Source organism: Acetobacter sp. DmW_043 (genome assembly GCF_002153485.1).
Classification (GTDB): domain Bacteria; phylum Pseudomonadota; class Alphaproteobacteria; order Acetobacterales; family Acetobacteraceae; genus Acetobacter; species Acetobacter thailandicus.
The window spans coordinates 31,438-53,267 of record NZ_JOMN01000022.1 but is presented as its reverse complement, the minus strand read 5'-3'; the positions used below and the strand labels follow the sequence as shown (position 1 = coordinate 53,267).

26 protein-coding genes are annotated in these 21,830 nt (G+C 55.8%); all 26 read right to left on the bottom strand.

The annotated features are described in order from the left end of the window. Position 1: 1 nt before the first annotated feature. Positions 2 to 2,359 carry a TonB-dependent receptor domain-containing protein gene (locus HK11_RS07725; protein WP_086554805.1) on the bottom strand — a complete coding sequence of 786 codons (2,358 nt, stop codon included), beginning with the start codon at positions 2,357 to 2,359 and terminating at the stop codon, positions 2 to 4. A gap of 26 nt (positions 2,360 to 2,385) precedes the next feature. After that, positions 2,386 to 3,624 (bottom strand): sodium:proton antiporter, encoded by a 1,239-nt coding sequence (locus HK11_RS07720; RefSeq protein ID WP_086554773.1) that lies wholly within the window; start codon positions 3,622 to 3,624, stop codon positions 2,386 to 2,388. 510 nt (positions 3,625 to 4,134) lie between these two features. Then, positions 4,135 to 6,411 (bottom strand): hypothetical protein, encoded by a 2,277-nt coding sequence (locus HK11_RS07715; protein ID WP_086554772.1) that lies wholly within the window; start codon positions 6,409 to 6,411, stop codon positions 4,135 to 4,137. Next, a complete protein-coding gene (locus tag HK11_RS07710) occupies positions 6,398 to 6,952 on the bottom strand; it encodes a hypothetical protein (protein ID WP_086554771.1) in 555 nt (184 codons plus the stop codon). The genes HK11_RS07715 and HK11_RS07710 overlap by 14 nt, the downstream gene beginning before the upstream one ends. Positions 6,953 to 6,968: 16 nt before the next feature. After that, positions 6,969 to 7,496: a hypothetical protein gene (locus tag HK11_RS07705; protein WP_086554770.1), complete on the bottom strand. Its 528-nt coding sequence runs from the start codon at positions 7,494 to 7,496 to the stop codon at positions 6,969 to 6,971. After that, on the bottom strand, positions 7,493 to 8,437 hold the full coding sequence (locus HK11_RS07700) for a hypothetical protein (protein WP_086554769.1): 945 nt from the start codon (positions 8,435 to 8,437) through the stop codon (positions 7,493 to 7,495). The genes HK11_RS07705 and HK11_RS07700 overlap by 4 nt, the downstream gene beginning before the upstream one ends. Beyond that, positions 8,434 to 9,018 (bottom strand): DUF2612 domain-containing protein, encoded by a 585-nt coding sequence (locus tag HK11_RS07695; protein ID WP_086554768.1) that lies wholly within the window; start codon positions 9,016 to 9,018, stop codon positions 8,434 to 8,436. The genes HK11_RS07700 and HK11_RS07695 overlap by 4 nt, the downstream gene beginning before the upstream one ends. Further along, positions 9,018 to 10,211, bottom strand: coding sequence for a baseplate J/gp47 family protein (locus tag HK11_RS07690; protein ID WP_369822935.1), 1,194 nt, complete (start codon positions 10,209 to 10,211; stop codon positions 9,018 to 9,020). The genes HK11_RS07695 and HK11_RS07690 overlap by 1 nt, the downstream gene beginning before the upstream one ends. Before the next feature lie 34 nt (positions 10,212 to 10,245). After that, on the bottom strand, positions 10,246 to 10,617 hold the full coding sequence (locus tag HK11_RS07685) for a hypothetical protein (RefSeq protein ID WP_086554766.1): 372 nt from the start codon (positions 10,615 to 10,617) through the stop codon (positions 10,246 to 10,248). Between the two features lie 60 nt (positions 10,618 to 10,677). Further along, entirely contained in the window at positions 10,678 to 11,337 is a 660-nt protein-coding gene (locus HK11_RS07680) for a phage baseplate assembly protein (protein ID WP_233133381.1), read from the bottom strand. Positions 11,338 to 11,385: 48 nt separating this feature from the next. Further along, positions 11,386 to 12,345 carry a hypothetical protein gene (locus HK11_RS07675; protein WP_233133380.1) on the bottom strand — a complete coding sequence of 320 codons (960 nt, stop codon included), beginning with the start codon at positions 12,343 to 12,345 and terminating at the stop codon, positions 11,386 to 11,388. Beyond that, entirely contained in the window at positions 12,342 to 12,692 is a 351-nt protein-coding gene (locus HK11_RS07670) for a hypothetical protein (protein ID WP_086554764.1), read from the bottom strand. Before HK11_RS07670 ends, HK11_RS07675 begins: the two co-directional genes overlap by 4 nt. After that, complete coding sequence (locus HK11_RS07665) at positions 12,689 to 13,459, bottom strand: phage baseplate protein (RefSeq protein ID WP_233133378.1); 771 nt, start codon at positions 13,457 to 13,459, stop codon at positions 12,689 to 12,691. Before HK11_RS07665 ends, HK11_RS07670 begins: the two co-directional genes overlap by 4 nt. A gap of 31 nt (positions 13,460 to 13,490) precedes the next feature. After that, positions 13,491 to 14,510 (bottom strand): hypothetical protein, encoded by a 1,020-nt coding sequence (locus HK11_RS07660; RefSeq protein WP_086554763.1) that lies wholly within the window; start codon positions 14,508 to 14,510, stop codon positions 13,491 to 13,493. Between the two features lie 15 nt (positions 14,511 to 14,525). Then, complete coding sequence (locus HK11_RS12335) at positions 14,526 to 14,663, bottom strand: hypothetical protein (RefSeq protein ID WP_158092797.1); 138 nt, start codon at positions 14,661 to 14,663, stop codon at positions 14,526 to 14,528. A gap of 47 nt (positions 14,664 to 14,710) precedes the next feature. Continuing rightward, on the bottom strand, positions 14,711 to 15,169 hold the full coding sequence (locus tag HK11_RS07655; protein ID WP_086554803.1) for a hypothetical protein: 459 nt from the start codon (positions 15,167 to 15,169) through the stop codon (positions 14,711 to 14,713). 54 nt (positions 15,170 to 15,223) lie between these two features. Beyond that, positions 15,224 to 15,661 carry a phage tail fiber protein gene (locus tag HK11_RS07650; RefSeq protein ID WP_086554762.1) on the bottom strand — a complete coding sequence of 146 codons (438 nt, stop codon included), beginning with the start codon at positions 15,659 to 15,661 and terminating at the stop codon, positions 15,224 to 15,226. A gap of 2 nt (positions 15,662 to 15,663) precedes the next feature. Next, a complete protein-coding gene (locus HK11_RS07645; RefSeq protein WP_086554761.1) occupies positions 15,664 to 16,821 on the bottom strand; it encodes a DUF3383 family protein in 1,158 nt (385 codons plus the stop codon). Then, a complete protein-coding gene (locus HK11_RS07640; protein ID WP_086554760.1) occupies positions 16,818 to 17,525 on the bottom strand; it encodes a hypothetical protein in 708 nt (235 codons plus the stop codon). The genes HK11_RS07645 and HK11_RS07640 overlap by 4 nt, the downstream gene beginning before the upstream one ends. Further along, the gene (locus tag HK11_RS07635; RefSeq protein WP_233127565.1) at positions 17,474 to 17,878 is read right to left on the bottom strand and encodes a hypothetical protein; all 405 of its coding nucleotides are present in this window, start codon (positions 17,876 to 17,878) and stop codon (positions 17,474 to 17,476) included. Before HK11_RS07635 ends, HK11_RS07640 begins: the two co-directional genes overlap by 52 nt. After that, the gene (locus HK11_RS07630; protein ID WP_086554758.1) at positions 17,878 to 18,396 is read right to left on the bottom strand and encodes a hypothetical protein; all 519 of its coding nucleotides are present in this window, start codon (positions 18,394 to 18,396) and stop codon (positions 17,878 to 17,880) included. Before HK11_RS07630 ends, HK11_RS07635 begins: the two co-directional genes overlap by 1 nt. Positions 18,397 to 18,439: 43 nt before the next feature. Beyond that, positions 18,440 to 18,850 (bottom strand): DUF4054 domain-containing protein, encoded by a 411-nt coding sequence (locus HK11_RS07625; RefSeq protein WP_233133377.1) that lies wholly within the window; start codon positions 18,848 to 18,850, stop codon positions 18,440 to 18,442. A gap of 33 nt (positions 18,851 to 18,883) precedes the next feature. Then, positions 18,884 to 19,204: a hypothetical protein gene (locus tag HK11_RS07620; protein ID WP_086554757.1), complete on the bottom strand. Its 321-nt coding sequence runs from the start codon at positions 19,202 to 19,204 to the stop codon at positions 18,884 to 18,886. Between the two features lie 50 nt (positions 19,205 to 19,254). Then, a complete protein-coding gene (locus HK11_RS07615; RefSeq protein WP_086554801.1) occupies positions 19,255 to 20,292 on the bottom strand; it encodes a major capsid family protein in 1,038 nt (345 codons plus the stop codon). Next, complete coding sequence (locus HK11_RS07610; protein WP_086554756.1) at positions 20,289 to 20,792, bottom strand: hypothetical protein; 504 nt, start codon at positions 20,790 to 20,792, stop codon at positions 20,289 to 20,291. Before HK11_RS07610 ends, HK11_RS07615 begins: the two co-directional genes overlap by 4 nt. A 3-nt stretch (positions 20,793 to 20,795) precedes the next feature. Further along, a complete protein-coding gene (locus tag HK11_RS07605; protein WP_086554755.1) occupies positions 20,796 to 21,827 on the bottom strand; it encodes a DUF2213 domain-containing protein in 1,032 nt (343 codons plus the stop codon). Positions 21,828 to 21,830: the final 3 nt, after the last annotated feature.

The following is a 21,830-nucleotide window of genomic DNA, read 5'->3' as shown; positions in this document are numbered from 1 at the left end:
TTCAGAACCGGCCTGAAGCGGTAAACAGGGCCGCAAACCCGCCACCGATGTAATAAGTGGGGTCCTCTCCCGCAATGCTGCTGCCCCGCCGGCCTGTTGTCGTGCGGGCGTTAAGGGTGGGGCTGGCAAGGCCTGAGAGATAATGCTGATTAGTGATATTTATAAAATTCATGCGCAGTTCAGGGGCATTAAGAAAAAAGATCTTAGAAAAACGATACCCCAGCGCCATACTGGCCGTGACATAAGAGGGCATACGCTCATCGTTCATAAAAGTTGCGTATTGCCGCCCCATATATTTTGCACTGAACACACCAAACACATGCCCGTCATCATATGTCAGGCCCACAGCAGCCTGCACTTTTGGGCTGCGCACCGCTGTTTTGCCACGTGTGGGGAGCAGATCTCCGTTTGAGGCGATGTCGTTATCAATAGTGGCGTGCAGATATTCAGCCGAGACATAAGGGCTGAAATGATGCCAGGGGCGCAGCCCTGCCTCGATATCAACCCCGCGCGAGGTCTGCCCGCCGGCATTGATGGTTGAGGAAATAAAAGACCCATTAACCGGCACAACAGTTTCAACCTGCCGGTTGGTAAAATTGTAATTGAATAAAGTCAGGCTGCCTGTCACCCAGGTGCCGGTATATCGGTAACCCAGCTCCTCAGCGATAGAATATTCATTCTTCACGTTGTTTGTGCCACGGGTCAGCACATCGCCCGAGCCGGGGTCATAAGCCGTGTAAAGGGCACTTTCAGCCGGGGTGCGAAAATTAATCGTGGTGTTGAAAAATACCTGATGCTGCGGGGTGATCTGATATTTTATTGCCAGCCGGGGCAAGGGCACGGCGGTGTTCATACCCACGCGATAAGGCCCGCCGGGCAGGCTGTTCGTGCCGGTGCGGGCAAACATCACCTCTTTAAAACCGGCAGAGAACTGCAGCCGGTCATGCAGGAAAGAAAGCGTATCACCCACAAACAGGGCATTGACCTGTGTGATGGTATGGTTATGCGCACCATAAAGCAGGCTGCCATCAGCCAGTTTAACAGAGGCACGCCGGCTGCCGCCCCATATATCAGGGGCTGAGCCATCAGCCGCAACAGGCACGTAGGTCTGGCTCTGTGCATCGTCAGAATAGTCATACCAGTAACCGGCGACCAGCGTATTATGGCGGGTATGCCACTCAAGAGAGGCCGTAAAACCAGAACGATAGCTGCGCTGTGTGTAGTCACCACGCACAGTCGCGACCCCATCCGTTGCATCAGGCAGGTTCAGGCTGCCGGGCACCTGCTGGTTGCCCTGCCATGCGCCCGTAACAGGCAGGGTCGAGCCACCCGGAGCATTGCCATAAGCCCCCTGTGCATAGGGTGTGGTGTGTAATGTCAGCCCCGGTGCAAGCTGCACACTGACTGGTGCCCCCAGGTAAAGCGTGCGCTCGGGCTGGCGGTATAAACGCCAGTAATCTGTGCCTGCGGCCTCGTTCGAGGCGTCATAATGCCGGGCCAGATTATTGCCACCATGAATGCCATCCTGGTGCCATTGTGAGAGTGTGGGCTGAGGGTAGTAACTGTCTGTCGCCTGGTTCCATGAGCCAAGCAGTGCAGCACGGTTAGCAGCCCCCCAGGTTTTAAGCAGTTTAAAGTCAACATGCTGGCGCTCATCACGCCCGGGGCCACGCCAGTTATCTGTCTCCCCATGCGAGTAAGAGACAAAGCCTCTCACCCCGCTTTTTCCGATCTCACCCGTATCGGCACGAATAAATTCGCGGCTGGTATTATAGGAGCCATATGAAAAATCAGCCTGGCCACCCGCCTTCTGCGCCGGGTCGCGAAAGCGCAGCGTCATAAGCCCACCTGCCGCGTTAAGCACAGGGCTTTCAAGCCCGGCTGCCCCCTGTGCCAGAGTAATGGTTTTATAATTCTCGCTGTCAGCAAACTGGCTGGGGTAGCCGGTGTAATAGGCAATATCGTTAAGCGGCATGCCCTCGAGCACATAGCCGATGGCATCTCCGTTCAGGCCACGCACGGAAATATTCGTCTGAGGGGAAAAGCCCAGCGGGTCAGAGGAGGCCACATTAGCCCCCGGCAGCAGAGCCACCAGGTCAAAAGCTGAGGCCGAAGGTGCCTGATGCGCAATATAACTCTGACTGACAACACTGGCAGCCTGTGGCGCACTTTGCGGGCGGATGAGGCCTCCACCGCCTTCTCCCGCGTCAGAGGAAAGGACCTCGACAACCTCAGACCCCGCTGCCGCCCTGACCGCAGACGGGGCTGTTTTACGTGCGGGCAGATTATTCTCCGCCCGGGCCTCACCAGCCAGGGCAGAAAACACAGGCACCAGCACTGACGCCGTCAGTACCCCCATAACAGGCCAGGAATACCGGCCCTGCTTCATGAAAACGAAAATCTTTTAACCACTGCTTCCATCGTAAGCCCCTGCACAAGAATGGTAAACACAACCACACTATAGCAGACTCCGAGAAGAATATCATGCTCTGGCCCGGGGGGCAGACCAAGGGCCAGAGACACCGAAATACCACCACGCAAACCGCCCCATGTCAGCACAGTGAGCACACTCGCCCGCCCCTGCCCGCGCAGGTAAACCGGCAGGGTGGCGAGAAACACACTGGCAGCACGAACCAGCAGCGAAAGCGGCAGTGCAATAAGAGACGCCACAAGCAGCGATGTCGAAAATGTGACCTCAAGAATGGCAAAACCCATCAGCACAAACAGCAGAGCATTAAGGATTTCGTCTGCCAGCTCCCAGAAGATATGCAGCGTTTTACGCCCGGTTTCTGTAATCTTACTCTGCGTGCGCGGGGCGGCAATGAACAGTCCGGCTGTTACGGCAGCAATCGGGCCTGACATACCCCATGCACCACACAGGCTGTAAACCCCGGTGCACAGCGCCAGCGTAATGAGCAGTTCGAGGTGGGCGTCATCAACGATACCAATCGCTTTCTGGGCAACCCAGCCACCGGCCAGACCTGTCAGAATACCGCCGCCGACCTCGAGCAGAAAAATATGTCCAAGGTCAAACATTGTAGGCATGTGTGACTGCACTGCCATGTCGAGAGCGACGGTAAAAACAGCAACAGCAACACCGTCATTAAAGAGGCTTTCACCGGCAAACAGAGCCTGAAGCTGCGGGGGTAGTCCGAGCCTGCGCAGCATACCCACAACAGAGACCGGGTCAGTCGGTGCAAGAATAGCCCCCAGCACCACACACCAGACAGGCGCAACGACCAGACCGGCCAGAGCAAACGCAATGCCAATACCCAGAGCGAACAGTATAACTGCAAACACTGTGCCAAACAGAGCAAGCGCCAGCACCGAAAATTTACGCTCAGACATTGCCCGCAGGTCAACGGACTGCGCACCGGCAAACAGCAGGAACGACAGGGCGCCGTCAAGCAGCACGCGCCCCATATCAATACGTTCAAGAGTTTCTTTCACCCATTGCAGCACCGGCCAGGGCACGAACTTATCTGCCAGGACGAGAGCAGCAGAAAAAATTATGGAAATAGAAAGTATGCCAATAGTAAAAGGCAGGCGTAATGTTTTGGAATTAACAATGCCAAAAATGGCAGAAATGGTAATAACCAGCGCAAACAGGCCGAGGGATGTCATGCTGTGCCTCTCTGATGGTCCAGAGGGTGTGACATAAAAAACCCGATACAGATCAGGCACGACACAACCAGCTGGATTGAAATTGTTTTTTTGAGAGCATGCCCCGGTTAATACAGGGGAGCAAGAAGAACCCTGCCTTCAGAGAAAAAAGAATATAATACTGTCTCTTTCATGTCGCGCTTTGTTTTTTAAAGAAATGACATGCATTTTATCATTATCTTATTTAAATATATAAAATACTTTTTATGCATAACAAATGAACTTTATACAATAAATATAGTTGTTTATATTTTTTATAATTCAAAATATCCATGAAAATTATATTTTACTCTGATTAATCATCTCAGCGCTATCGGGACGTAATGAGATACAAGTAAAACGACAGCAAAAAACACCGCTTAAAAAACGGTATATGCTGCTACGAATAATCAGCTCATCTGTTCCGTATAAAAACAAAAAAAGAACAGCACCCGCCTGTGTGAGTGCTGCTCAAATATTTTGTCGGTCTGATTATTCCGGCAGAGCCTGCAGCACCATCAGTTTCCACCCGCCTGAGGTATACACAACCGGGGCATCATCATCTGCATCCAGCACAACAAGGCCAATGGCAGGCTCTTTCCAGCTTCTGATCTGCTCGCGGCTCAGAGCAGGCAGATGCAGCCCTCCCTCAGGCGTGACAGTACCATGCAAAGTTTCATTACCCTGTGTGTCAAGCATACGCAGCGATGCCCCTGCTTTACTGTCTGTCAGACCTGATGACACGTTATACCCTGTCTGAATAACCGATGTCGGCTCCCACGAGAGTTGCTGCCCGCTGCCAAAACGCAGGGCCTCTGTCGTGTTCAGCCCTGTCAGGTTTACACCAATCAGCGCCTGCCCGTTAAGGGTAACGGCACTGGCATCTGCGTTTGTCAGGGTTGTGGTCATACCGCTGTTCAGGTTACTGCCGGTTATGCTCTCGTTACCGGAATCATCAAGTGTACGACTGACAGTTTCACTCATCTTATCTGTCAGTTTTCCATCCTGATAGCGGGTGCTGACAGTTGCCGTGGGCTCCCACGAGAGTTGCTGCCCACTGCCAAAACGCAGGGCCTCTGTCGTGTTCAGCCCTGTCAGGTTTATACCAATCAGTGCCTGCCCGTTAAGGGTAACAGCACTGGCATCTGCGTTTGTCAGGGTTGTGATCATACCACTGTTCAGGTTACTGCCGGTTATGCTCTCGTTACCCGAATCATCAAGTGTACGACTGACAGTTTCACTCATCTTATCTGTCAGCTTCCCATCCTGATAGCGGGTGCTGACAGTTGCAGTGGGCTCCCACGAGAGTTGCTGCCCACTGCCAAAACGCAGGGCCTCCGGCACGTTAAGATTAACCAGACTAAGGCCAATCAGCGCATCGCCTGTAAGGCTGAATGCAATACCATCTGCCCCATTACTGATGGCTGTTGTGATATCACCACGCAGACCAACAGATAACAGGCGGCTGGTGTCATAAAAATATTGCAGACTGTAAGAGGCAGAATCAAAACGCAGGTGCGGCTTATGGTCGGCCGCAAATGACAGATTACGGTTCGCCCCGATATTGAGCACAGGGGCATCATTAACCGGTGTGCTTGCCGAAAGGTCAATCCCGGCTGTGTCAAAGCGCCCGGCTGCATCAAACATAATACCATATGTGCTGGTGCCGTCATTATTGCCCAGGGCAATACCTTTGCCAATTTTACCCGGTGTGCCCGCGGGGTCTGACCCCGCAACCTGAAGCTGCAAACCAATACGCCAGCCATTTGGATCGTCACCATTAGCAAACACATCTATCTCGCGGCCGACAAGGCTGCCTGCAACATCTGACGACTGACCCGTATCGTCACGGGTTTCATCATATCCGGCCCATATCTGCGCACGGCGGCCTTTCTTATCTGACAACGCATCTGACGGGCGATGGGCAAAGGCAGCCGATGCCACGTGCTCCCCCAGCCCGGCGGCTGAACTTGTCAGCACGACAGAGTGACACCAGATGTAATCATCAAGGTCAGCACCTGTACTTTTAAGGGTGCAGTTATCTTTATCAAGGCTCATAACAAAGCCCCGGGTACCGCCTGTATGCGTAATATCCATATCTTTGCGAATAACAGGCGACATATCAGCATGGCTCTGCCCGCGGGCAAAATATTTACCACCTTCCAGGGTGCTCTCAATCACGTCAGTACCAATCTGCGTCACCGGCGCGCCATCATCCATCATTGTGCCGTTCAGCTGCCATAATACAGAATGATCGTCAGTGAACGCCCGGCCCATATGCAGCTTACCCGCCGGCACACGTATGATACTCCCTGCTGAGACAGCCGCTGCCGCGGCTTTAAGCGCAGGCACATCATCTGTTGTGCCATCAAGAGCGATACCAAAATCTTTCGCACCCGGGTTTTCTGTCAGATAAGCTGACAAAGTACGACTTAACGCACCCTCCAGCGCTGTCTTTACAAAAGCCTGCGAAATATTGCCCGTAACAGGCACCGTGACAGCACCTGAGGCATCAAGCCCGGCAACGCCATCAGCCTGGTTTTTCTCAGTTTTCTGCACGCTGCCAGCTGCCATACCCGCAACCTGCGCAATAGTCGCATTCTGCCACAGGCCAGGCAGTGTGGTGCGGCTGTCAAGCCCTCCGGGTGGCAGCGTGGGTGTGTAAGCCCCCGTTGCAACTGGCTGAGCCTGTGCTGCACTGGCTGCCCCGCCCAGAGCCGCAGCAGCCAGGCAGATATAAAGGCTTTCAGGCCATTTAAATTGTCTCATCTGCGTTATGCCCCCGGGAAATACAGAGATAGCCACCATTGTTCCACAATGCGTTTTGCACTCCCGGGTCTTCACCTGGCAGGTCAGTCAGCAGCAGCAGGTTGCCATGGGCGACACCAAAACACTCAACACCCCCCAAAAGCAGGTTGCCCGCACCTGATAAGGCAGCAAGCCCGCCTGCTGCGCCTTTTTGTTTTTCAACAGCGGCATCGGCGGCTTCAGTTGCTTTATCTGCCGCCGCCTGCGCCTGTGACACCAGGTCTGAAACATCAGCATTCACCTGCTTTGTAACCCGGTCAACATAGGCTTTATTAACCAGCTCATCAGGCTGCGCGGGCACGAGGTCAGAGAGAAGAGCCCCGCTTAACCTGCCACCGGTTGTGGCAACAGCCCCCGACCATATCTGACTTTGCGGAACAAACTGCCCCTGCCCGTTAAAAATACCAAAAACGAGATCGGTCGGGGCAGGCTGAGGATAAACCGATAACGACGAAAGCGGCACACCACTTTTGATGGCGACCGTGCAGGATGACCCGGACATGAGCACTATGTGTCCTTCAGGCTATAAGGTAGGGCTTTCCATCATTGGTTGTCAGCGCGACATCGTTCTGAAGCGAAAGCGTATTGGGTGGCAGTGGTGTGCCATCAGCAAGATGAGGCACACAGACAGGCGGTGCCGCCGCACTGTCAGTGCGTATGGCAACAGACACAGGCAGCGTCAGCCTGCGCCCCTGCTGTGTGACCAGCGTGAGCTGAACAGTCTGCACTGTTCCGGGTATGCCGCCCCCCAGAAAAAAGCAGGCCAGACCGCTCATCACCGTTGCCCATAACACTCTGAGGTCAGTTTCCAGCCCGGTGGCTGTGGGCACGCAGGCTGAAACACAGGCCAGATAGTCCTCTGTGCCTTTAAGCCAGCCCGATGCATCAAGCGAGAAATCAAGGTTATCAGCACCTGATTTTGGCGCCCATGATAACTGCGCCTGACAGGCCACCAGCCCGCGCAGGCGCAAATCCGGCACAGCGGCAAGCTTGATCATACGTGCAGGCGAAGGCTGCCAGCCCGGAGAGAGAAGAGGTGCTGTCACCGGGCCGCCCCCGTTGCTGTGACACTCACAGGCAGCCCTGATGAAGCCGAATTAGAAGGGATGTTAATATAAAACCCTGCGGTCGTGGGGTTAAACGCCCAGACATCCATATTATTATCCGCCGCTGTCGTAAGCTGTATAGTAATATCATCCGTGTCTGAAAACGCTTTGGGAAAGGCCACATACGTGCCACCCGTTGCACGATATACAGCCGGCACCCTGAAGTTCTGCACCAGGGTATTCCCGATCTGATACCACCGGCCTGAGCCGGTTGACCCCTCGTCAGGCAGTTGAGAGGTCAGGGCAAGTATGCCTTTTCTGCTGGTTATTTCACCACTGGGATAGACCCGCAGAGAGGCAAGGTTTGTCTCGTTAGCTGAGTTCAGGTCAAAAGACAGATAGCCTTCATTGGTTACCCGTATATTGACCACACTTTTGTTCTGGCTATTTGCCACGATCACATTACTGTCCGAGCGCAGGGTGCCTGTCACTGTCAGCGCACCACTTATGGTGTCTCCTGCTTTCTGAACATAGTCACCAAAGAAATTCACCCAGGCGGCGCCCATCGTTCCTGGTATGCTGACATTATTATCTGCCACCGACCGCCACACACCACCTGGTGTAATACCCGCCACCACCGCCCCCATGGGGTAACCACCAATTTTAGCAGCAAAACCACTATCAAATGCACTGACTGATGTTGCCTGTAAAAACTGTATGGCCTGAGAGATATATTTTAAAAACCCGTTCATATCCTGCCCGCGCGGCGGCACACCACCGGCAGAGCGGGCAACAAATGTTTCAGGCGGAAACCCCAGCGCAACTGACGCTGTGCCATCCCCCGCCACAGCCTGGCTGGCGGGAATATCAGCCACGTTACCATCCTGCGCGCCAGCAGCAATCAGCTCACTGAAGAGCGCCCTGTCGTCTAAACTTTTCATGCTCCGTCTCCTGCTTCTCTGATCGCATAAGAAACCGTCACACCAGCCGGGCGGGGCAGAACACCTGCATTCTGAATGACAGAAATCTGCAGAGGTGTGGGGGTAAAATTAAAAACATACCGCATGGCCATAATGCCGCTTTCCTCCACCCAGGCATCACCCTGGCCGGCAAACAGCATCATGAGGATTTTATTGAGCGAGAAAACCGAACAATCGGTGATATTCGCAAGTGCTTTGGCATAAATAAGCTGGCGATATCCGCTGTCAGAAAGACGGTGGTTATCAGTGGCAGCATAGTCCTGATACCAGGGGGCGGTGTTAAAAGGTTCTTCCGTCAGGTCATTTGCTTCAAGAAAGCCTAAAAACGTGCCGGTTGCCACCCGCAGCACCCGGCTGACACCCACAATACGCCCCCAGACATCAAGGCCATAACCCTGGGCGGTTTCGATGTTCCAGATATTATCAAACCATCTGTTCACCAGTGCCTGCGGGTCTGTCATCTGGTTCCAGGCGTCAATCAGCGTGGTCAGTGAGGGAGAACACGCATACTGCGACAAAATGGTCTGTTCATAATGTTGCATCAGGCCAGCTCCACACTGATATTTTTTGCTTCCAGCACCGGGATCTGATCAATGCTGAGTGCCATGCTGATAGCTGTCGGGTCAGCAGTCGGGCCGGCTGTAATATCGATAATCTGTGCCCAGCTGCCCAGAGCCGCAACAGGACTGTAAAAACGACTGGCATAAATGACGCTGCCTATCCCTGCGCGTGCGCCGCCATCAAGCCCCAGAAATGAAGCCAGAACAGCCTTGCGCACCTGGGTCTGCACATCAGCGGGCACCTGAAGGGAAGAGGAAAGTTTCACATTTACATACACAGCGACCGGCTTTGCGCGCTGAAAACTAACGTTATAAACAGGCGCTTTGCTATAAGCTGTATCTGTATCGTTTACCTGCACCTGCGTTGTACCGGTATAGGCACAGCCTGGTGGCTTTTTGCTCAGAATAGCGCGGGCCACAGCATCGTCACTGCCGCCACTGACACACACATAAACACTATGCGCCGCCAGAGTGACCCCTTTTATCGTTACAGCACTGCCGGTGCTGTTGTCTGTTACATATGCGTCAAGCACGCCAGGCACAGCCTGCACACTGGCCTGAATAGCATTATTAACCCCCACTGAATTAAGCGAGACAGACACCTGGCGGCGGCGCTCAAAAGCAATACGCCCCTCTGTGTTGCGCCCCGTAACCCCTGCCACAGGGTTAGTAACCGTTGCCCAGCCGTTTAGCGCCTGGCTGAGGCGAATACTCTGCGCCGGGCAGGCCGTTTCGCCCGCTACAGTGCAGACAAAATTACCGGTGGCAGTGCCTGTTTCATCAAGTGTAATAGCCGCACTCGCGGCATAGCTGTTGCCAGAGGTATCCTGGACAAGGCTGCCCTGCGGTATGACCGTGCCCGATGTGCCCGTACATACACACGCCACAACAGTGGCTGTTGCGGGCTGACGGGTCATAAAATACAGCCGCCCGATAGCATCCTGCATACGGCCTGTGGCACGCGCGGGGTCAACGCCATTGGCCACAGCCAGGAACTGGTCATATGCATCGCCCAGAATGGCGGTCATAGACACAGCCAGCTGCCCCTGCGGGGTTGAAAGGCTCAGGCTGAGCTGGTTACCAAAAGCTGCATTAATATCAGCTAAAACTCCGGCGAGCACTTCTGCCTCCTGAGGCATAACAAAGCCAGAGCTGCTCAGGCGGGGGGCTGGCACCGAAGTCGTGCCATAACTGGTCTGTTGTGTGGTGCTAGAAGCTGACACTGGTCCGGGTTCCATCTTCAAGAGCGAGCTGAATAATGCCAGAGAGGCGGCGCTGCGGGCTTATGTCAGTCAGCACGCACACCGCGCGCGAGACACCCTGCACCGTGCGGGCCACCTGCTCGACATCTGAACGAAAAAGAGCAACAGACTGACTGCGCCCCAGAACATGCTCAAGATAGGGCAGGCCCAGTGCCGTGTTGTACCAGCACTCCCCCAGAAAAACCCTGACAGCACACGCCACATTCTGCACGATGGCATAAGGGGCCGCTGCCTGGGCAATGTTGCCCTGTGCATCAATTACAAGGTCCCAGGTGGCTGCATCAAGCAACAGTGCACCGGTTGTGCTTTCCTCATCCATGTCATGAGTTCCTGTCATGCTCTGATATTTTATAAAAACAGCAGATAATACTGCACACGGTTAACCAACCGGTGTGCCGGTCTGCCCTGCTCCGGGCTGCACACCTGGATGCGTATGCTGCGATAAAGAAATGCCCCGGCCGGTCGCATCGCCCGAGACACTGAGGTCACCTTTGACAGACACCCCGCCGGTAATCTCGACATTCTGTGCATTTACCGAAAACGTGCCTTCTGTTTTGATGCTGACACCGCTTTCGTTCATCCAGATATATTCCCGGGGGGCAGCATTGAGAAAACCCCCCAGGTAAAGTGCATCGGCTATATTATGCTGCCTGAAAGAGCCCGGTGCCGCCGCCGCCCGTGCGGTTTTGACATTAAAACTGTCACGGTCTGCCACCAGTGCCAGGCCGATATCCCCCACCACCGGGTCAGTGATCACCGCGCGTATGCCGCCCTGCAGGCGAAAATAGGGCACCTGAAACACCACACCATGAGGGGTCACCTGCCCTGCTGCATTTTGCTGGTGCACCATAGGCTGCACATCAACAAAACCAACCGGCTCCAGCCCTGTGCCTGACACGGCACAAACCTGCACCAGCATAACGGTGCGCCGTGTCGAGAGCAGACGTGCCACAACAGCATTAAGCGCATTAAAGTCAGATGCCGCAGCATCAGCACGATGAAAAACCGGATAAAGTGAGGAGGAGAGAGAAGAACTCATAAAAAGCATCCATCCTGAAAAAGGAGGCAAAGACAGGGTATGACTGCGTTAACGCACCGCCTGCGCGATAATGTCGGTAAACCAGCCACCACCGGGCACTTCGCTTTGCAAAAAATGATGAGCTTTAATCACGCGCCACAAACCAACGGGGCCATTCTCTGCCTCTGACACATTGCCCTGGCCTGCTGGCTGATACCGGCTTTGCAGCGCAATAAGCGTGTTAAAACCAATTTGTGCGCTAAACAGCATACGGGCTGACAGCCCCCCTGCTGACCAGGAGGGATAACCCACCAGCCCGGTTGCGGCCGAAACCGCTACGGCTGCATCACTCTGCTGCCCGGCAGAGGCCGCAGATGTACCGGCTCCTGTAACCTCAGAAGGCCAGACAGAAAGCTGCCCCCGCCCCAGCCCGGCACGCACAGGCACAGCCTCAAGGCAGCGGGCGATCTGCTGGCCCGGGCTGCCATCAAGGTACGGATTATAAAATGTGGCTTCAACACCATGATTAACAAATGTCAGCCCGGCTTTTTGTGCAATTGTCTGCAATAAAGTGGCCGCCTGCACAGCCCCCTTAAACGCCGTTGGTGTGGCAGGCATAGCATTGGGCAAAGCCGTTGAGAGAGCCTGCACCATAAAAGCGCACTCAGGCGCCTGGCGATAGTCAGCGTAAGCAAGGGTTACCCCGCCACGAAAAACCAGCACCGGCACGCTCTGCCCCTCCTGCACCTCGATCAGAACTTCGCTGATGCTCTGATAAAAAATATCAGGGACCATCAGGCTCAGACGGTTCATCAGGTCAGCATTCACACCCTCAAGGCGCAGTGTGGCGATTTCTGCGGCGGGAAAGCGGGCCTGCACAATATCTGCCGTGACACGCAGCCCGGTAAGTGTGACCACATCCTGCCCCGCAGCCCCGAACCCGTTGCCACCCATGCGAAAGGTCACCACCAGCCCGCGTGACACAAAGGTTGTTTTCTGCCCGGCGCTGAGCATAGACAGAGCGGTCATGACGGCCACCGTTCATAATACATCAGCATAAAACGGCTGCCCAGGCCTGTGCTGTCGGGGTTTTGCAAACCCTTTGTATCGACAAAAGTGAAATCACCCGGCAGGCCGGCAGCCTGGTCACGCACAAGCCAGGTCAGGTTCTGACATAATACGCCCGAGAGCACAGCGGTCTGCCCCAGCCATATATCGGCATAAAGCCCCGTGCTGCGCTGGCGCAGGGTTATCTGCATCATGCTGCCTGACAAAGAAACTTTCAGCATCTGTGCCGGCACAGCCTCAAGAGGAATAACCGATGCTTTTGTAAGGCTTTCTGCCAGGCGTTCTGACGTATTCTGTTCGCTGCTCATAAAATAAAATCCGTCACAGAGAGCGTGTCAGAAAGCCCGCCTGTCAGACGGGAGAAAAAGTTCTGACGCGGGAAAGAGGACATCGTGCTGACAGGTACCATGCCTCCATACTGCACGGACTGCCCTTCTGGCATGCGCGATGAGGTGAACGACGGAGCCGCTGCCTGGCGTATCTCCTGCAACGTAATTTCGACCACCGGCATAGTAATACCGTGGCGACTGTCACGCAGCCAGCGACAGCCCGTGACATTAACCGGGTTGTATTTTCGCTCAGGAGTAATAACCGTATAAAGCGATAAATCTTTTTTCAGACTTTCAAGTGTTTCAAAAAACACTTTACGTACATACACCTCGCCGGCACCACCAGCATCAAGCAACGCTTTTGGCAGCACCATATCAGACAACATAGCCCCAAGCCCGGTTTCGGTGCCGTCACACACCATCTGCACCCGGTGTATGCAGGGCTCCTCCACCTTGCTGTAAGACATAAACCCGCCCCCTTCGAGCGGAGCAGTGGCCACCCGGCTGCGGCTGTCTGTTGCAACAGACATCACACGGGCAGCAGAGAGCACCCTGTCACCTGTGGCTGAAAAAATACCCCACTGACCAGCACTCTGACTGACCAGCAGGTCATTGAGCACCTGCCCTGCCGTGACAGAAGCCGCGGCCCTGACACCCTGCCAGGCAGACCGCCCGCGCAAAGCCGGCACACCCGCAGTTTCGGGCACAGACCAGACCTGAGGTAACGCAACGGGGAACATAACCATAAATCAACAACCCCTGTACCAGAAAGAAAGATCAGACAGAACCCAGTGTTGAAAGCCCGGCAAGGGTCTGACTGCTGCCTTCGCCAAGGCGCTGTAGTGCCTGAGCGATCTCATCAGCGTTGCCCGATGGAGCCGAAATCGTCACCGGCCCGATATGTGTTGTATTGCGGGTCACTGCCGGCGTGGCCAGAGCGACAGGTGGCACTGTTGCCGCCTGCATCAGCGGAGCTGAACGACCATAAGCTGATGAAAGAGCCGGCCCCTCTGTCATCATACTGACAGGGCGGCCTCTCTGTTCTGCTCTGCCTGCATACTCAGGGTGAACTGCCCCCCCTGAAAGCACGGTCAGCGTATGATTTCCCTCCGTCTCATGCACTGCCGGGGCTGAACGCTCTGCGCGTGCCGGGGCACTCTGCACAGGCAGAGACACAGGCCGAGGCAGGGGTAGCTGGCGCACCATCAGCACATGCTGCTGCCCGGTGCGCACATTATGAGTAATATTCTGCACGAGAGAGGGCTGCGCCACATCCGGCCCACGCACGCGTGCAGCCTCTGACCTGCCAGCCGGGGCAAATACCCTGACCGGCCGCTCTGCCGCTGTGTGCACTGCCGCCGCGCGCGGGCGTTCTCTCTCAGCCTGCGGGGCAGAAACCTGTGTACGAGGCATAAAAGCCTGTGTGCGGGGCAAACCAGCTGACCACACACCACTTTCAGCCCCGGGGGGTGTGGCACGGTAAAACGCAGCCAGAGAGGGCTGTGACACACGCCCCCTGTCAGCGGCCCCGCGACCTGCCCGTCCGCCAGCAGAGGAAGATGAATTCGCCGGCAGCCCGAGCACTGCAGAAAGACCGCGTCCACCGGTTATAACCCCCATAAGGCCCAGTACCTCACGCTGTGTCTGCGAGAGCGAAGCCGCCATATGGGCAGAAACAGAGCGGCTGCGGGCCTCAAGCGTATCAAGCGTGTTCAGGGCCGTGCGGGCACCGCCCTGAAGCGCAGATGTATCAAGCCCCAGGCGAATAACCAGCTCATCAAGCACAGTGTCAGCCACAATGGTCTTCCTTCTCTAAAATGCGCGGGTGTCACCGGCGACGCGGCGCTGTGCTTCTGCCGCGGCCTGTGCGCTGTTCCAGTTTCTGACAGAGGTAATTTCAAGGAGAAGATAAAGGTCTTCACTGTCATAAACCGTTTGCAGCTCATGCAATGTTGCAAGACCACTGCCGATAACAGCGGCCAGAGCAGCCGAAAGATTTACGCAGCTGACGGGCTCTGTGCCGGTTCTGACAAAAGGGCCGCCACAACGGGGAAAAGCTGGTGTGCAGCGGCCAGTAAAAAACCCACATGCAGTTTAAACACCTCAGAGCGCACTATGCCGAGTGTTTCCGGCTCTTCAAAATCTGAGGCAAGCACAGGCCGGCTTAAAGAAGGGTTTGACGGGTCTGGCCGCAGGCTGACACAGCGCATCAGCCGCTCAAGGGCCCTGTCCAGGTCAGCTTCATCCATAAAGCCAAAAATCTCTATCCCCAGTGAGGCCAGCCCGGCCATACCGCTTTGCGCCATATCGGCCCCTACCCGGGCACCACCTCTTATTGCAGCCTGAAGGCAATGGCGTGCCCACTGGTCAGCACTAAACGCATCCATCCGGGTTAAATGAAACTGTTTGCCATTATCTGCGCCCTCGCGGGCATGCGTATAATCCAGAGTTTTCATGCGCTGAACAAAACCTTTTCTGTGCACAGTCTGTTTTATCAGTAAGCAGAATTATTAAATGGCGGCTGGCAGCACGCGCTCCCACATAATTTCAAAATGCCGGGCCTCAAGCACACGTCGCGCCCCCGGCACACTGACAAGTGAGCGCAGCAGGCCCCGCACCATGGTATATTTGCGCCCGATAGAAGGCAGCTGAATTTCAGCCCCAAGGCGATAAAGCCCCCGGCGGGAGTCCTGCGCCATGGCAATCCCTTCAAATACCAGAGCGCTCTCACTATTCGCAGCGAGCGAGATGGTCTGCATCACCGGGTTGGGGATCCACCCGGCATTGAGGTAGCCATCTATACTCATCGCGGTTTCTGCCAGCTCACGGGCATCGGTTTCAAATGCACGGTCAGCCGCATAATTTTCAAGGGTTACAGGGGCATTGTACAGCCCTGGCACCGTAATAGTAAAAACCGAGTTAGCGGCTGTAATATCATAATCAGACATGTTCACTGAACCTCGACAGATGCCAGAGAGATGGACTGCACAGACTCACCATCTGTGTAGAAGAAACGCCCGGCCACAGCCCCGCGGCTGGCCCGCACACTGGCAGATGCCGCTGACGCACCAGGCAGCAGGTACCAGCCACGGGTTGAGAGCACATCATCAATCGTGCGGCCTGCCTGTGCATTAACTGTCTGCACCTGACTGGCTGACAGCGTGACATTAGGCTGAACAGCCCCGAATGATACGGCGGTATCTATCGTGCTCTGCACTGCGGTCGAGATCAGAGAATCTCCTTTTGTGGTATAGGGAATCTGGCCAACCGAGGTGAGGAGTGTAACCAGGCCAGACTGGAAAGCTGCATTCATCCATATCTGATTAATGTAGCTGTCAGCCCAGGCGAACTCACCACTGACGGCACCGTTATTGATAAAATTAAAGGTGCTGTCAGATGTTTTGTAGCTGCCATAAAAGCTGTAACCATTTGCAAGCAGGTTAACAGCCTGAGCAGGGGTAATATCCGCCGCTGTTACAGCCCCGTTATTACGAAACATCAGTGTGGTGCGCCCGCCCGTGCGCCGGGGGTTAAGGCTTGCAGCCCACCCAAGGCATAAAGCTGCGGCCAGAATACCACTGCCATCGGTGTTACACAGGCAGGTCAGGCCCGGGGTCTTCTGTGCTTTAACAGTCGCCCCGAAAGAGGATGCCGCCCCGGTTGTCAGAATAGTCTCATCAGAGTCAGGAATGATACCCCAGTAGCGGTTAGGGTTTGCGGCCATCCATGTCAGAATTTTATTTTTTGCTGTTGCTGAAGGCTCCGTTGCAAACATAAACGGAGCCCAGTCAGGTGCTGCAGCCGCAGCCTGATCGAGATAAGTGCCATAATCACTTTCTGCCGGGGTTGGGGGCAGCTTAAAAATATACAGCTTTGAGGGCAGGTCCTGCGCATTGGTATAGGCTGAGAAATATACACCCGCTATCTGCGCTTCTGCGCCTGAGGCGCCACAGGTCTGTGCCACTGCGCTGGCTGAGGTAAACACATTTACCCCCGTATCGAGCGCTGTATTAGCCGAAAGCAGCATGCCATTAAGCAGATTAACTGTGCCACCGGGGCTGATAACCCCGGGTGTAACAGAAACGAGGGAACTTACCGGAAGGGTCATACAGAAATCTCACGCAGCGAGAGGGCCTCAGTATTCGCCAGCGTGATGCTGGCTGAAGAAGCCGTGGTTTGTGGAAGAGTAAGAGAAGACGTTGCCTGGCAATGCAGGGTTAACACCCAGTGCTGTTCGTATTGCTGCTCGCCATTAACAAAAGCGAGCTGACGTATCTCTTCAGCGAAAAGCGGTACCAGCCGTGTCGGGCGCTGTGCGGCATCAGGCACAGCCAGAGGCACTGGCAGGTCGGGCAATGTGCCCCCTGAACTGACAGCAGGAGGTGTCTGTTGCAGCCACCCTCCGGCAGAGAGGGGTGTGCCGGCCTGACTTTCAGCCATGTTTGTCTGCTGCGCCAGGCTGTCAAAAAACATGCAGGCCCATTCTGAACGAAAAGCCGTGGCCAGGATTCGGGCATTATCAGCCGCTGTATCACCAAAAAGACTGACCTGAACAACAAATTCCTCAGGCATACTCAGTCTTACAGCCACTGGCGTATTATGCTGAGCACCTGTTGCCAGCCCATGGCGGCTGAGGATACTCAGCAGCACAAAGGAGGTATCAGGCACCGGCGTATTATTCTGCCGTGTTTGTAAAACGACTGTTCCACGCGGCAAAAGTTCAAGGCAAAAGGCACGTAATGCAACAAACAGGCGTGATGTTACGGGTTCTGAGACGGCGGCTCCTGCCGTGTTACCAGAAGTCTCGACCACTTTACCCCTCCCTGTGTTTCAGACCATAATTCAGGCTGGCCGGTGACCAGCCATGTCGCCCCCTCAAACAGCAAAAGGTCGCCACCAAACTGATGAGCACGGTCAACACCTTTGATCTCGCCTGGCATATAGACTGTGCGGGTCAGCGTATTTTGCCCAAGCCCCTCACGCAGGGCGAGGTCAGCCGCGCTGGCGGGCTGAATACGCACACTCACCAGCACGTCGTTATAGCGCGGGCGGGTTGTGCCATCGGGCTGCGTATCATAGCCATCTGACATACGCAGGGTGGCCACAATGCAGGGCAGCACAGCATGTGTGGCTGCGGCTGCCATGGCAAAAAGTGAAGGCATCATCACAACTGCACCTGCACCGCAACAGCACTGAGCAGCGTGCCGGTGTTCACCAGAGGTGTGGCGCTGTGCTTCTGCGCAATGGTCGCAGGGGCATCAGGCTGCACTGTGCCTGCGGCAATCCTTTGCCGTATGCTCTCTGCCATAGCCTGCCCGGTTTGTTCTAAAACCTGCTGCGGGGCGTAAACAGCACGGGCTACATCACGGGCTGAACGCACACTGCTCCGCAGCCCCGTGCGCATCTGCTCCGCCCAGTGCCGGGCATTCTGCTGTACAGCCGGGCCCATAAACGGGCGTGGCGGCAACAGCTGTGCAGAGCCACGACCCTGCCTGTGTGATGCATGATGTATCACCGCCCCGAACTCCTGCACGGCAGCAACAGTCGCGACAGATGTCGCGGTGCTATAACGGGCACCGGGCAGAAACCCCGCACTGACAGACGGCCTGGCAGAAGCTGCACCACGGGCAAGGCCCTGCAATATATTATTTATCTGCCGTTTATTTTCAAAAACCAGCACCATTCAGTGTTACTCCTCCCGACAGAATATCTGCTGCGGCTGTGTTTCAGCCCGGCACATAGCGGGCCGTGCGGGTAAAAGCCGTTGCCGCCCAGAAAGCCGCACCATAAGGTGTTTGCAGCCACCAGCCCTGAGAGCCGGCAACAGGGCCTGCATCAGCCTCAACCTGCACGCTGCCCATACGCGCTGAGGTGACACGCCCCACAAGAGCTGGCTGACCGCCCCCTGGGGCATCGGCACAGGGCGGCGCATCACTGCCAGAGCCAAGCTGTGCCAGATGCGCAACCACCAGCCCCAGCAAATACGCATACCGTGCCGGGTCACGCACCGCACCGGGGGCCAGTAACTGCACAGCAAAAGCCAGGCAGGTCTGCACCCCTTCAGCCCCGACACGGGCATACAGGCCAGGATAACGCTGCTGCCATTGCGCAGGAGAGAAAACAGACATGGCGGACATTGGTCACACTCCATCAGACAGGTTGAGCAGCGGTCAGACCGGGCTGATACCCGGTGCCGGTGTGTGGGGGTTAACGGCTTCAAGCCCTGAGCGCAGCTCTGCCTGCTCACGAGCCTGCGCAGCCCCTTTTTCAGCTGTGCTCTGCGCAAAAATAAGCCCCTGGCGCAGTAAAGGATAATGCGCATAAGCCTCTGACCAGGCCTGCCAGAAATCAGCCGGCAGCCGGGTCAGCCCATACCCGCCAATGACAGAGGAGGTATTGGCCCCTGCCAGTGTATGTGTGACATCACGCAGGCGCAGAACAAGGCCGCCGGGCAGCTTGCAGCCCACGGTGACAGTAGTGGCTGTTGCCATTAATCATTTTCCTTACACTCTGAAAAAACCGTTATGATATCAGGGAAATATTATATACCTGTCATAGTGGCTATGCCTGCCGGCATATAAATGACAGCCCCCCATGTGCCCTGAGAGAGCTTCTGCCGCCAGGCTGAGGCTTCGGTAACAACGGCATGCGTGCGCAGTTTTTCAGTAAAGGCGGCCTCAGCTGTTTTCTGGCCATCAACATGCTCAGCCATAATCTGAAGGGTCTGCACCGTGCTGCCTGCTGCATCACCATATTCCACCGCCTGCACAAAGCGCAGCCCGGTATAGGTTTCCTGCAACAGGGTTGCCGCAGAATTACCAAAGCTGTTGCGGCGGGTAAGCAGCCCCATGCGTGAGGGGGAGAGCGCCAGCACCATGGGGGTATCTGTCGTGACCAGGCCTGCCGTCTGCTCACGCAGGCGGTTAATCAGAGCAATCACATCATCCTGCCGTTCTTCCGCGGTGGCTTTTTCCCACTCTGTGCCACCGGCAGCCTTAACAGCCGGGGTAATGGCCGCTGGCAGGCGCGGGTCATTGAGGTAGCCGTAGTTTTTCAGCCCCTCAACACCAAAAAAATATGTTCTGTTCTGAAATTTATTCAGTTTCAGTGCCCCGGCCTCACGCAGGCTGGCCACCCATTGCAGGCGGGCCTGCCCTGCGAGTGCAAGCTCCATCTCCCCCCAGGAGAGGAAGACCTGATAATGATAAGACTGACGCTCAGGGTAAGAGGGGTTAAGCCCTACCAGGCCATTACCATTATGGTCACCATAGCCTGATACCTGACCGGTTGTTTCAAGCATGGGGAAGATTGCTGTGCGGGTGACCCAGTCACCCTTGCGCACCTCACCCAGCATCTCGGCACCGCGTACAGGCGCAAACGCCACTTTAACCAGAGCCGGGTCAACCCAGGCGCTCATAAAAGCAGGGATGCCCGCATTAGCTGTGGTTGAGAGAGCAGGCTGCGCATCAAGTGCCATGCGGTCAGTGGCCAGCAGGCTGTCAGAGATCATACCGCGGGCCTCTGGCATAATAAAGCCAAGGCGGTTCAGTTCAGCCAGTTCGGGAGTGAGAGCGCTCATACAGCAGAAATCCATGTTGAGATTTTAACAAGCTCGCCTGCATTGCAGGTCGATGCTGCGAAAAAGCGGGTCTGTACAGCGCCATCTACCGTGCTGCCCGCCTGCGCAACAGACACGGCCCCGGTGGTTGTGCTGGCAAAAACAGCCTGCCCCGGTGTGGCTGCGGTTGAGGTCACAGCCCAGAAGTCACCTGCCGTAAACAGGGTTACGGGCAGCCCGCCGGGAATAACCAGGCTGGCCTCGTCAGCAAAATTACTGATCTGACCTGTAAGATCACGATGCACAAAACCATCAGGGGCAGCAGCAGAGCCTGATGGTGGTGCATTGGTGACAGAACGCTGATCGGCCTGCACCCAGGCAAAAGCCCCCACAGTGCAGCCCGCCGGGGCCGCAACCAGTGCGCCCTCCCCCGCCGGGAAAACCGCCGCAGGGTTAAGAGAGGCAAAATCGCCTGTCACAGCCAGAGCCGGCTCGACATAAACCTGTGTTTGAAAAGACATATGTTATGCTTTCACCATAATGCGGGACAAACCAAACTCTTCACGGAATGACACGATTTTTGCACTGTCCATGCCCATTACCGGGCCAGCCCGGCAGGCCTGTGCCTGCACGCTAAGGCGCGCAAACTGCTCAAACAAAGGCTGAAAAGCCTCCTCTGGCAGCGTGTCAGTTTCCACCCCGTTTTCACGCAGGGCAAAGCCATAAACAGCACCTGCGCTGTCCATCGCGACATCACCCACAAAAGGGCGCACAGCCTCGCGGGCAGTATGCAGGGCCTCAAGGCGGCGCACTGCACCGGCTTCAGCCTGGCGCACGGCCTGCTCTACAGCGGCATCCATAGCGCCGCTGGCAGGCTGAGAATGGTCTGATACATGCGGTGCACTGACCGCAGAATGTGAACTGGTCATGAGAGAGGACAAAGGCTCCTGCACGGGAGAAAGGGAAGACACCGGCGCTGTGGGCAAAGCGTCACCAATGACCGCCGAAGCCACGCGTGGCCGTGCCACCAGTGCCAGGTGATTAAATACGATATCGGCCATAACCAGCGTGTAAGGCCGCCCCTCAAAGGTGCCGGCCTGCTGAATGGCGCGATAGCGATAACCGGCCGAAACGGCCCTTTGCCGCCCGCTGAGAATGGCCGAGATGGCTGCGCTGTCCCATATAGTCAGGCTGCCGGTCAGGCCGGGCGGCGAAAACACAACTGAACTGCCCACGGCCCCCACTGTCAGCATGCCGGGGTGATCGCGGGCAGAAACAGGCTGATGGCGCATAAGCACAGGCTTACCCGCCATGCTGGCAGCCGCAGCCGCCAGAACCTGCGGCGGGCGAAACACCTGATAAATTTTATCAGCCTCAAGCCCCAGTGCCTCAGCACCGGGAATTTCGCGCCCGTAATAGGGGCTGACACCGGCTGCTGACAAAATACAGCTTGCAATGTGCAGGTGCCCGTCATCATCAATACGGCGCACTGAGCCATCGCATGCCAGGGGCAGGTCAGCCACCCCGGCTTCGTCAAAAATATCTTTATATGTCAAAGG